Here is an 11,701-nt window from a genome sequence, read left to right as displayed (position 1 = left end):
TTAAAAAATAGCTACATTGTTTCATTTATAATTATTTTATCACCACATTTCATTAAAATAGATTGATTCCACTTTTTTTCGTACATTTGTATAATACTATTAATACCAAAAACCATGTCAAGATACAATCTCATCCGGTTCGATTGGGCCATGAAACGCTTATTACGTGATAAAGCAAATTTCGTCGTATTAGAAGGATTTTTGAGCGAATTACTACAAGATAACATCAAAATTCATCGAATCCTAGAAAGCGAAGGTAACAAAGAAGACGAGTCCGACAAATTCAACCGGGTTGACGTTTTGGCTGAAAACAACAAAAAGGAACTCATTATCATAGAAGTTCAAAACACCCGGGAATTATATTATTTTCAACGAATGCTATACGGTGTCTCCAAAGCCATCACAGAATACATTCATGAAGGTGACCTTTATGCTGAAGTTCGAAAAGTCTATTCCATCAATATCGTATATTTCGATTTAGGACAGGGGAGCGATTACATCTACCGTGGAGTAACCGATTTTAGAGGAATTCATTCAGGTGACACCTTACGTCTTTCAACCAAACAACGGAACACGTTCGTGAAAGAAAATGCCGGAGAAATCTTTCCGGAATATTACGTCCTCCGAGTTAATGAATTTGATGATCGGGCCAAAACACCTCTTGACGAGTGGGTCCGTTTCTTGAAATCCGGTATCATTGACGAAAACACCACGGCTAAAGGCTTGCAAGCAGCAAGAGAACGGCTACGTGTGTCAGACATGAGCGAACAGGAACGTCGTGCTTATGAACGCCACATGGACAACATCAGAATCCAGTGGGATGTCCTAACCACTGCACATGGGGAAGGATGGGACGAAGGAAAAGCCGAAGGAAGAGCTGAAGGCAAGGCCGAAGGATTAGCCGAAGGAAGGGAAAAAGGCATTCAAGAGGGCATAGAACAAGAGAAAAAAGAAACCGCCAAAAAATTACTCGAAAAAGGTATTCCGGTCGAGACCATCATGACATGTACCGGATTATCCTTAACGGAAATACAACAATTACAATAAACACGAAAAGACACGTCTTTAACGCCTTATTTTGCATTTTACAATTTAAAATTTACTTTTGTTTCGTGTTACTTTTTAATCGGTACCTAAATGAAAGTTTTTAAATTCGGGGGAGCATCCGTGAAAGATGCGGCAGGGGTAAAAAACCTCTCTTCAATTGTCCATCAACAGCATGGACAACTTATCGTGGTCGTTTCAGCTATGGGAAAAACGACTAATTTGCTAGAAACATTATGCAACGCCTATTTTCATCAAGATCCCAAAGCGACCGCTATCATGAAAGAATTAAAAGACTTTCATCTAAATATCGTGACCTCGTTGTTCCCTTTGAATGCCCCGGTCTACAAGCACCTAGAAGAATTATTTATAAACCTAGAAAACATACTGGCAAGCGAATCATCACTATGCTATGATTACGAATACGATCGCATCATCTGTTTCGGGGAACTGATCTCCACGACCATCATTTCCGATTACATGGAAATGGAGGGAATCGAGAATCAATTCATTGACATTCGGAAATTTCTCAAAACCGACCAAAACTATCGTAACGCAAACATAGACTTGGAACTTTCCGAACAACTTTGCAAAGAAGCATTTGATTTCAACACATCGTCCACGTTCGTCACCCAAGGCTTTATCGCCGGAACCCGTACCAACCAAACCACCACGCTAGGACGGGAAGGATCGGATTACACGGCCGCCCTTTTGGCTAACTTGCTAAATGCCGAGAACGTGACGATCTGGAAAGACGTGCCGGGAGTGATGAATGCCGACCCGAAAGAATATGAAAAAGCACAAGTGATCAGCCGGATGTCCTACAAAGAGGCCATCGAGCTGTCCCATTTCGGGGCAAAAGTCATTCATCCGAAAACCATAAAACCGATCCAGAACAAACAAATCCCCCTTTACGTGAAATCCTTCCTGCACCCGGAATCCGAGGGAACCGTGATACAAGAGATTGACGAGCATCTAAAGTTACCCCCCATCTACATTAACAAAGAAAATCAATGCTTGTTGACCCTCACCCCGAGAGATTTCTCTTTTATCGCGGAAGAAAAATTAAGCCACATATTCGCCGTGCTGGCCCAATATAAATTGAAACTGAACCTGATGCAAAACTCCGCCATCAGCTTTTCTTTCTGCGTGGATTGCAACAGCGCCGTGTTTAACGAATTTCTGGATCAACTCCGGGAAGAATTCGAGGTACGCTACAACCAAGACGTGAAACTCATCACGATCCGCCATTACAACGAGGAAATCATCCGGGAGATCATCGGGGATACCCCCTCGCTAGTCGAGCAACGTAGTCGCACGACCGCCCAGTTCGTGCTAAGGAATCATGTATTACAATAACTCCCGCGGCATGAAACATAAAACGCTGTCCATCATCATTCCCGCCTATAACGAAGCCCGAACTCTTTTCACGTTACTAGAAAAAGTTCACCACACACGACTGGTTGAAAATATCCAAAAAGAAATTATCGTTATAAACGACTGTTCGAAAGACGAAACGGAGGCCGAAATTCAGCGTTTCATGGAAACGTATCCCGATTGCCCCCTTCAATACCACAACCAACCTTACAACCAAGGCAAAGGAGCGGCTCTGCGGGTCGGGATTCAAAAGGCCAGCGGGGAGTGGACCGTCATACAGGACGCGGACCTTGAATACGAACCGGAAGACTTTAACCCGTTACTGACATGGATGATCGAACACGACGGGAAAGTCATCTACGGGTCCCGCTTTCTAAACAAAGCGAACAAACACTCCTACCAGCGATTCTATTTCGGTGGCAGGCTATTATCCATCATCACGAACATCCTGTACGGGCAACGCTTGACGGACGAACCGACCTGTTACAAAATGTTCGACACCGCACTACTTAAATCTATCCCGTTAAAATGCACCGGATTCGAATTTTGTCCGGAAGTAACGGCCAAAGTCTGTCGCAAGGGATACAAAATAAAGGAATTACCGATCCACTATTATCCCCGGAGTATTGACGAGGGGAAAAAAATAAACTGGAAAGACGGGGTCATTGGCATCTGGACCCTAATAAAATATCGTTTTTAATTTAAAGAATAATTTTCGTATGGGAATTTTTAATAAAATAAAACCGACTACATGGATTTATCTTTGCCTCGCGATCATCGGGTGCGTATTTATTGTGAATTATCTGGAAATATTTGATTTCAAACCGGACCTGAACGGGGATAACGTTTACTATTATGCCCTAGGAAGAGCCATTGCTGCCGGGAAGGGCTACACGAACATCATGTTTCTGGAAGAAACCCCTCATTCCCATTTTCCACCGGGTTACCCCTTGTTTAACGCCGGGATTTTACTTTTCACCCATTCCTACACGGCTCTAAAAATAGCAAACGGCATCTTATTCGGGTTGTCCATCCTCATCCTTTTTTTCCTCCTAAAAAGAATTTCGGGGAATTTATTCGTCGCCCTGTCAACCTGCCTGTTATGCTGTATGCAACAGGCATTACTACGTTACTCCACGATTGTCATGAGCGAAATGTTATTTACCTTCCTCACGCTGGGAGTCCTGTACCTGATCTCGCTGATCGATATGGACCACCTGTTCTATAAAAAGCGCCCCCGTTCCCAGATCATTTATTTCATTCTGATGATTATCGCGCTGAATTACATCTATTTTGTCCGGACCATGGGGACATCCATCATTCTGGCAATAATAATTTACCTCGGTATTCTTTGTACCCAAAAAATCCTCACGTTCCTCAAAAGCAAGCGTAAAAACGACGAGATAACCATACAGGCCGACAACAAACGGGTCCTGTTCAGCCACCTCATTATCTTATGCGTGGTCATCGCATCCTTTGCAGGGGCAAAAACAGCTTGGGACATACGGAATAAAAGCATTGGAGTCACGAGTAGTGACTATCTCCATGATTTCAAAAAGAAACCCAAGGGTGAAACCATGGCCACTTTCTCGGACTGGACAGAACGTATCGAAAACAACCTAGTCAGCTACGTGGGCAAATGGATTCCCACCGCCATCATTTCCGATGATCCCGGATTCGATGAAAAAGTAACCACTTCAAGACTGATCGAGGGAATTTGTATCCTTATCGTCGTCCTTATCGGATTAACCACGCTAAAAAAAATGCAATTACTCCTGTTCCTGTACATCGGCATCACGATGGCCGTACTCATGATCTGGCCGGAACAATACGCCGGACACCGCTATTTTATCGGAATTATTCCCCTTTTCATATTCCTGTTCCTGAACGGTTGCCTCGAAATCATGAACACGATCACCAAAAAACTTTCATTTGGTAAATACCAACACGTGATTCCTGCAGGAGGCCTGATCGTGTTCCTCGTGTTCTTCATGTTCCCGCACTACGCGAAAGCCTTGAAACCGCAACGAAATTTTGCCACATACAAGCAATGGAATGAAAAAATTGCCGATGCCGCCTTCGTGGAATACATCTATGCTATCAACTGGTGTAAAAAGAATCTGCCCGAAGAAGCCCGCATCGCCTGCCGGAAACCGGAACTTTTTTACCTCTTTTCAGGCGGTAGAAAATCGACGTCTTTTCCCCAATATGCCAAAGAGGACGACCTATTCAAACGATTCCAAGAACAAAAAATCTCTCACGTGATCATCGACCGCTGGTTCCGCCACGGGTATGTCACCGTGTACCCCATGGTCAAAAAATATCCGGATTATTTCAGACCGCTCATCCAGATCGGGCAGAACACGAAACAGCAACTCCCCACGTTAATTTTCCAATTCCTGCCGGGAGGCCAACCACAAGTTCCGTAGTTTAGTTCAAAGAAAAACGAATCATACTTCTCATGTCGGGTGAAAAATCCGACATGAGAAGGTATATTACAGGACAACAAACCGTTGACCCGAAAATTTAATACCATAATCCATTATCATATCCTCATCAATAACGGATCTCTTTCATATAAAGCGCTATTAGAACGCTATTAAATCCCTATTAAATCGCTATTAAATCGCTATATATAATAGCGTTCTATTAGAATTTTAATAGGATATTAAAATTACTTTATCCGTAACACGTCATGTATTGCTACTCTATTCATCCTGAAGTGATTTAGAAAAACGGCAGCAAATCATGACCACCATTCCTAAACGTCTTTTACTACCCCCTAAAAGAATGAATGCACGAAAAAAAGAAGAGGATTTCCAGTTTCACAAATAAATGGTATATTTGCAACTTGATTTTTTAAATGTGCAAATAAGTAATATCTTAAAATCAGGAGTCACGATGGACAAAAAATTCCAAGAGTACAAAGGTTTGGATCTCTCTCAGGTAAACAAGGATGTCTTGAAAGAGTGGGAATCAAACAATACCTTCGAGCAAAGCTTGAAGAATAGAGAGGGGCATCCCTCGTTTGTCTTTTTCGAAGGTCCCCCTTCGGCAAACGGGATGCCAGGTATTCACCACGTAATGGCTAGGACGATTAAAGATATTATTTGCAGATACAAAACTTTACAAGGATTTCTCGTCGAGCGAAAAGCCGGTTGGGATACACACGGGTTACCCGTTGAATTGGGGGTTGAAAAGAAACTCGGTATCACGAAAGAAAATATCGGGAAAACGATTTCCGTGGCCGACTACAACAAAGAATGTCGTTCCGACGTCATGAAATTCACCCGTGAATGGGAAGATTTGACGAACAAGATGGGTTACTGGGTAGATATGAGCAACCCGTACATCACCTACGACAACCGTTACATCGAAACCTTATGGTATTTGTTGAAACAATTGCACGAGAAAGGTTTCCTGTACAAAGGGTACACCATACAACCCTATTCCCCCGCTGCCGGAACAGGATTAAGCACGCACGAGTTGAACCAACCGGGATGTTACCGGGACGTGAAGGACACGACGTGCGTGGCTCAATTTAAAGTGATCCGGGACGAAAAATCGGAAAAATTGTTTGCTTTCAGCGATGAAGTATATTTCACCGCGTGGACAACCACGCCTTGGACGTTACCTTCCAACACGGCATTGGCCGTGGGTCCGAACATCACGTACTTGGAAGTGAAAACTTATAACCCCTATACTTTCCGCCCGGTAACTATTATCATGGCGAAAGATCGTTTCAGCGCGTACTTCAACAAAAAAGCTGAAGGCATCACCTTGGAAGACTACAAGGAAGGAGATAAATTGATCCCTTACCAGATCGTGGCCGAATATAAAGGTCCGGAGTTGGAAGGCATACGTTACGAGCAACTTTTACCTTGGATGCAACCCATGGGTGATGCATTCCGCGTGATCCTCGGTGATTACGTTACCACGGAAGACGGTACCGGGATCGTACATATTGCCCCGACTTTCGGAGCCGATGACGACCGGGTGGCCAAAGTGGCGGGCATAGCCCCCTTGCAATTAATTGACAAGGAAGGCAGCAAGCAACCCATGGTGGACAAACGGGGACGCTTGTTCCGGATGGAAGACATTGACCCGGAATACTTGAAAAATAACGTCAACACTGACCTGTACGGGGAATTTGCAGGACGATTCGTGAAAAACGCTTACGATCCGAATTTAACCGAAAACGACACGACTCTCGACATCGATTTAAGTATCCTGTTAAAACGGGAGAACAAAGCGTTCAAGGTCGAAAAACACGAACATAATTACCCGCATTGCTGGAGAACCGACAAACCGGTACTTTATTACCCGTTAGATTCTTGGTTCATCAAAACGACAGCCGTTCGGGATCGCATGATCGAGCTGAACAAGACCATCAACTGGAAACCCGCCAGCACGGGCGAAGGCCGTTTCGGGAAATGGTTGGAGAATCTGGTGGATTGGAACCTCTCTCGTTCCCGTTACTGGGGAACTCCCCTACCGATATGGGTCAGCGAGGACGGGACAGAGAAAAAATGTGTCGGTTCGGTGAAAGAATTAGTTGAAGAAACTGAAAAAGCAATACAGGCAGGAATCATGAAGGAGAACCCCTTCAAAGATTTCAAGGTGGGAGACTACTCGAAAGAGAATTACGAGAAAATCGACCTGCACCGCCCGTACGTGGATGACATTATACTGGTTTCTCCCACCGGACAACCGATGTACCGGGAGAAAGACCTGATCGACGTGTGGTTCGATTCGGGAGCCATGCCTTACGCGCAGGTACATTACCCGTTCGAGAACAAAGAATTGATCGATAACCGGACAAACTTCCCGGCAGACTTTATCGCCGAAGGAGTGGATCAGACCCGCGGTTGGTTCTTCACGCTACACGCTATCGCGACCATGGTGTTCGATTCCGTGGCATTCAAAAATATCATATCCAACGGACTGGTACTTGACGCCAAGGGAAACAAGATGTCCAAACGTTTAGGCAATGCCGTTGATCCTTTCGACACGATCGAGAAACAAGGATCAGATCCCCTGCGTTGGTACATGATCACGAACTCTCAACCGTGGGATAACTTGAAATTCGACATCGCCGGGGTGGAAGAAGTGAAACGTAAGTTCTTCGGGACACTGTATAACACGTACAGTTTCTTCGCCTTGTATGCCAATATAGACAAGTTCACGTATGCAGAGGCAGAAGTTCCGTTTAACGAGAGACCGGAAATCGATCGCTGGATTCTTTCTCTATTGAACAGCTTGATTAAAGAGGTCACCGAGGCTTACGAGAAATACGAACCGACACGGGCCGGACGGGCAATACAGGATTTCGTGATCGAGAACCTGTCGAACTGGTACGTGCGTCTCTCCCGTAAACGTTACTGGGGTGGCGAGCAAACCACCGATAAACTGTCGGCTTACCAAACGTTATATACTTGCTTGGAGACCGTGGCAATCTTGTCCTCACCCATCGCGCCGTTCTACATGGATCGCCTGTTCACGGACTTGAACAAGGTTACGGGACGATACACGACGGACGTTCATCTAGTAGATTTCCCGGTGGCTGACGCATCAATGATCGACAAGCAACTGGAGGAACGGATGAACATGGCTCAACAAATATCTTCCATGGTACTTGGACTGAGACGCAAAGTTCAGATCCGGGTAAGACAACCGCTGTGCAAGCTGTTGATCCCGATCTTGAATGACGAGATGACTACCCAACTGGATGCCGTGAAGAACATCATCCTGTCGGAAGTCAACGTGAAGGAGATCGAGTACATCACCGACACGGCAGGAATCTTGGTAAAGAAGATTAAGCCAAACTTCAAGACCCTGGGACCGAAATACGGTAAATACATGAAACAGATTTCCGCTCTCGTAGCCGAAATGAACCAGAATGATATTTACAATTTCGAGAAACAAGGAACTTATTCCCTTGAAGTGGGAACAGAAACACTGGAACTGACGCTGGAAGACGTGGAGATCCTGTCGGAAGACATTCCGGGCTGGTTAGTGGCCAACGAGGGACGTCTCACGGTTGCCTTGGACATCAATATTACGAAAGAATTACGTGAAGAAGGCATCGCCCGGGAGTTGATCAACCGAATCCAGAACTTGAGAAAAGAGAGTGATTTCAACGTGACAGACAAAATTGATCTTTACATCGAGAAACATAAAGAGATCAATGAAGCGGTCGAGAACTTCAAGGCGTACATCGCCAGCCAAGTTCTGGCAGAGAACGTTACGCTAATAGATAAAGCCGAGGACGGTGCCCAACCCATCGAAATCGACGACATACAAACGTTTATTAAGATCCAGAAAATGTAACCTCTTCCCCTTGTTACAAGTAAAAGTGGATATTTTTCCACGGGAAAGATTACATAGCGGATTTTTTATTAACTTAGACAAAAACTTTACAACTATGGCCGAGAAAACTAGATATTCGGATGAAGAGTTGCAGGAATTCAAAGAATTGATTCTTGAAAAACTCGAAAAGGCGAAAAGAGATTACGAGGTGCTGAAAGCCTCGATCTCCGGCAGCGACGGGAATGACATCGCCGATACGTCTCCCACTTTTAAAGTATTGGAAGAAGGGGCATCTGTTCTTTCCAAAGAAGAGGCCGGTCGGCTGGCTCAAAGGCAGGCAAAGTTTATTGCTCACTTGGAAGCCGCATTAGTACGAATTGAAAACAAAACCTACGGGATCTGCCGGGTAACCGGGAAACTGATCTCTAAAGAAAGATTACGCGCCGTACCTCATGCAACATTGAGTATGGATGCCAAAATGGGACAAGACTCTTAATCGCAAAAGCGATTAAGAGTCGCTTTAAATTTTATCACACAGATGAGTACGCGGAAAAAACTTATTATTTTTATTATTGCCCTATTAGTCATTGATCAAGTCGTTAAAATCTGGATCAAGACCCACATGATGATCGGGGATGAATTCAGTGTCTTCGGAGACTGGTTCAAAATTCATTTTATTGAAAACAACGGGATGGCCTTCGGGATGGAACTCGGAGGAGGCAAGTGGGGAAAAACCGTTTTAAGTGTATTCCGCTTAATCGCCGTGGTGGGTATCGCTTGGTACCTAGGACGTCTCATCAAAGAAAAGGCACCCATGGGGGTAATCCTCTCTTTTGGCCTTATTTTCTGCGGGGCAGTGGGTAACATCATCGACAGCGCATTCTACGGGATGATCTTTAGCGATAGTTATTCACAAGTTGCAACCCTGTTTCCGCACGGGGGAGGATATTCGTCGTTCCTGCATGGCAAGGTGGTAGATATGCTCTACTTCCCGCTTTACGAAGGTTTTCTGCCCCAATGGATTCCCATCTGGGGAGGTGATTTCTTCGTGTTCTTCCGCCCGGTATTCAACTTGGCTGACTCCTATATTACCATAGGCGTGTTCATCCTGTTACTTTTCCACCGGAAGTTTTTCGCATCGAAAAAGTAATTTAACCTTTAAATGATTTTCCATGCACGATGATGAGCTTAGATTCATATCGGATATAAACACGAAAAAAGAAATTGCTTGGAAAAAATTATACCGTAATTACTACCCGGCATTATGCAATTATGCTGCCCAAATAACACGTAACGAGATTAATGTAGAAGACATCGTACAGGAGAGTCTCATCTCCTTGTGGGATTCTTCGGTCTCATTTACTAACCTAAAAACTCTCACAAGTTGGCTTTACAAGGCAGTTTACACTCGCTCATTAAATAACTTACGCGATCAGACCCGCGCAAATAAATTACATTTGAGTTTTTGGGATACCATGCAAGAGACTCAAATGGAAGAAGAGGCAGTAGACATGGCCATCGAAGAAGAGCTATTGCATAAATTTCGATCTATTTTAACTCGATTATCCCCTCAACAACAAAAAATCATGCAACTGAGCATCGAGAGGAAGAAAGTAAAAGAAATTGCCCAAATCCTAAACGTATCGGAAAACGCAGTTAAAATGCAAAAGAAAAGAGCTTATTCCGCAATCCGGAAAGAACTCGGCGAGTGTTGGAGTATTTTACTCGTGGTATCCTTCCTACATTTATTTTAATTTTTTCGTCATTTTTGTTACCCGTTTTTCATCCCGCGGTGTTTATTAGGAAAATTAAATACTTGCTATGGCTCATTGGGATGAAATAGACGAAATTGCCGGAAAATTTCTAAAGAAGATTTTACTGCGAGATGAAAAAGATTCCAACCGGTCAACACCGGAGGAAGATCATGCCTTGACAGGCAAATATGAAAACTGGGACTCTCTTGTCAAAGAATCAGAGAAAGCCTTGAAATATGACGCGGATAAAGCATTCCGAAAATTACGACACCTGAAATACCAGCGTCGTCAATGGATAACTTATAGTAGTGTTGCTGCAAGTATTATAGTGATGATTTCTTTATTTTTCTTACAGGAGAAACCACAAATTCCCACCTTAACAAAGATAGAACCGGGGAACAAAAAAGCCACCTTGATATTATCAGACGGGACAAGTCGGGATATTCGGGAATCACGGGAAGTCATCCAAGTCAAAGATAGTAAACTTCAAATTGATTCCTCAGGTTTAATTGTTACGCCAGATTCCATTCCAGCCAAACAAGGAAAAATAGAATACCACACATTAAGTGTCCCACGAGGAGGAGAATATAACCTGACACTATCGGACGGGACTCAAGTATGGTTGAATTCAGAATCAGAATTACACTTCCCGACTCATTTTGACAAGCATAATCGAATGGTATCTTGTAAAGGAGAAGTTTACTTTGACGTAAGCCATAACCCACAGGCACCTTTCGTGGTGAAGTTAACTCAAGGGGAGGTCACTGTGCTGGGAACTGAATTCTGCACATCTGATTATAACACGGACAAACCGCAAGTGACTCTCGTGGAGGGAAAAGTTCGTTTCAACACGCAAAACGGAGATTCCGTGGTACTAACCCCCTCTCAACACCTTGTTTATGACGCTATAACAAACCAGTTATCTATCCAAAAAGTAGATACCCGCCAATATACGGCATGGAAAGATAACTTGTTTTGCTTTGAAGACGAGACGCTTGAAGATATTATGTCCACGCTATCCCGTTGGTATAATATAGAAATTGATTTTGAATCGGATGAATTGAAACAGCGTCATTTCTCCGGAACGATAGAAAAATATGCAAAGATCGAGTCATTCTTGGAATTATTCGAAACAGGAACAAACATAAAATTTGACATTTATGGACACAAGATCATCATAAGGCAATTAAATAAATAAACGAAAAAGCCCCGCTCTG

At 43.8% G+C, this 11,701-nt stretch carries 9 protein-coding genes; all 9 read left to right on the top strand.

Features of this window, described 5'->3' with window-relative positions:
• Positions 1 to 114: 114 nt before the first annotated feature.
• The 9 genes from QVC79_RS01470 (at position 115) to QVC79_RS01430 (ending at position 11,682) form a co-directional block, all read left to right on the top strand.
• A complete protein-coding gene (locus QVC79_RS01470; protein WP_270595232.1) occupies positions 115 to 1,047 on the top strand; it encodes an Rpn family recombination-promoting nuclease/putative transposase in 933 nt (310 codons plus the stop codon).
• Between the two features lie 90 nt (positions 1,048 to 1,137).
• On the top strand, positions 1,138 to 2,403 hold the full coding sequence (locus QVC79_RS01465; protein ID WP_270595231.1) for an aspartate kinase: 1,266 nt from the start codon (positions 1,138 to 1,140) through the stop codon (positions 2,401 to 2,403).
• A gap of 10 nt (positions 2,404 to 2,413) precedes the next feature.
• Positions 2,414 to 3,121 carry a glycosyltransferase family 2 protein gene (locus tag QVC79_RS01460; protein ID WP_270595230.1) on the top strand — a complete coding sequence of 236 codons (708 nt, stop codon included), beginning with the start codon at positions 2,414 to 2,416 and terminating at the stop codon, positions 3,119 to 3,121.
• A 19-nt stretch (positions 3,122 to 3,140) separates the two neighbouring features.
• Positions 3,141 to 4,850, top strand: a complete 1,710-nt coding sequence (locus QVC79_RS01455) for a hypothetical protein (protein ID WP_270595229.1) — start codon at positions 3,141 to 3,143, stop codon at positions 4,848 to 4,850.
• Positions 4,851 to 5,322: 472 nt separating this feature from the next.
• Entirely contained in the window at positions 5,323 to 8,751 is a 3,429-nt protein-coding gene (gene ileS, locus QVC79_RS01450) for an isoleucine--tRNA ligase (RefSeq protein ID WP_270595228.1), read from the top strand.
• A 94-nt stretch (positions 8,752 to 8,845) separates the two neighbouring features.
• A complete protein-coding gene (locus QVC79_RS01445) occupies positions 8,846 to 9,226 on the top strand; it encodes a TraR/DksA family transcriptional regulator (RefSeq protein WP_027201860.1) in 381 nt (126 codons plus the stop codon).
• 42 nt (positions 9,227 to 9,268) lie between these two features.
• Complete coding sequence (locus QVC79_RS01440; protein WP_117721760.1) at positions 9,269 to 9,880, top strand: lipoprotein signal peptidase; 612 nt, start codon at positions 9,269 to 9,271, stop codon at positions 9,878 to 9,880.
• Positions 9,881 to 9,902: 22 nt separating this feature from the next.
• A complete protein-coding gene (locus QVC79_RS01435; RefSeq protein ID WP_270595227.1) occupies positions 9,903 to 10,484 on the top strand; it encodes an RNA polymerase sigma factor in 582 nt (193 codons plus the stop codon).
• A gap of 67 nt (positions 10,485 to 10,551) precedes the next feature.
• Positions 10,552 to 11,682 (top strand): FecR family protein, encoded by a 1,131-nt coding sequence (locus QVC79_RS01430; protein ID WP_270595226.1) that lies wholly within the window; start codon positions 10,552 to 10,554, stop codon positions 11,680 to 11,682.
• Positions 11,683 to 11,701: the final 19 nt, after the last annotated feature.

It is taken from the genome of Butyricimonas sp., from assembly GCF_019423355.1.
Taxonomy (GTDB): domain Bacteria; phylum Bacteroidota; class Bacteroidia; order Bacteroidales; family Marinifilaceae; genus Butyricimonas; species Butyricimonas faecihominis.
The sequence above is the reverse complement of the archived record's forward strand: the minus strand, read 5'-3'. Positions and strand labels throughout refer to the sequence as shown.

Bases quoted from the DNA above. Each gene is read 5' to 3' on its own strand.
- QVC79_RS01455 (WP_270595229.1), top strand. From the start codon at position 3,141: ATGGGAATTTTTAATAAAATAAAACCGACTACATGGATTTATCTTTGC.
- QVC79_RS01465 (WP_270595231.1), top strand. From the start codon at position 1,138: ATGAAAGTTTTTAAATTCGGGGGAGCATCCGTGAAAGATGCGGCAGGG.
- QVC79_RS01470 (WP_270595232.1), top strand. From the start codon at position 115: ATGTCAAGATACAATCTCATCCGGTTCGATTGGGCCATGAAACGCTTA.
- QVC79_RS01435 (WP_270595227.1), top strand. From the start codon at position 9,903: ATGCACGATGATGAGCTTAGATTCATATCGGATATAAACACGAAAAAA.
- QVC79_RS01445 (WP_027201860.1), top strand. From the start codon at position 8,846: ATGGCCGAGAAAACTAGATATTCGGATGAAGAGTTGCAGGAATTCAAA.
- QVC79_RS01460 (WP_270595230.1), top strand. From the start codon at position 2,414: ATGAAACATAAAACGCTGTCCATCATCATTCCCGCCTATAACGAAGCC.
- ileS (WP_270595228.1), top strand. From the start codon at position 5,323: ATGGACAAAAAATTCCAAGAGTACAAAGGTTTGGATCTCTCTCAGGTA.
- QVC79_RS01430 (WP_270595226.1), top strand. From the start codon at position 10,552: ATGGCTCATTGGGATGAAATAGACGAAATTGCCGGAAAATTTCTAAAG.
- QVC79_RS01440 (WP_117721760.1), top strand. From the start codon at position 9,269: ATGAGTACGCGGAAAAAACTTATTATTTTTATTATTGCCCTATTAGTC.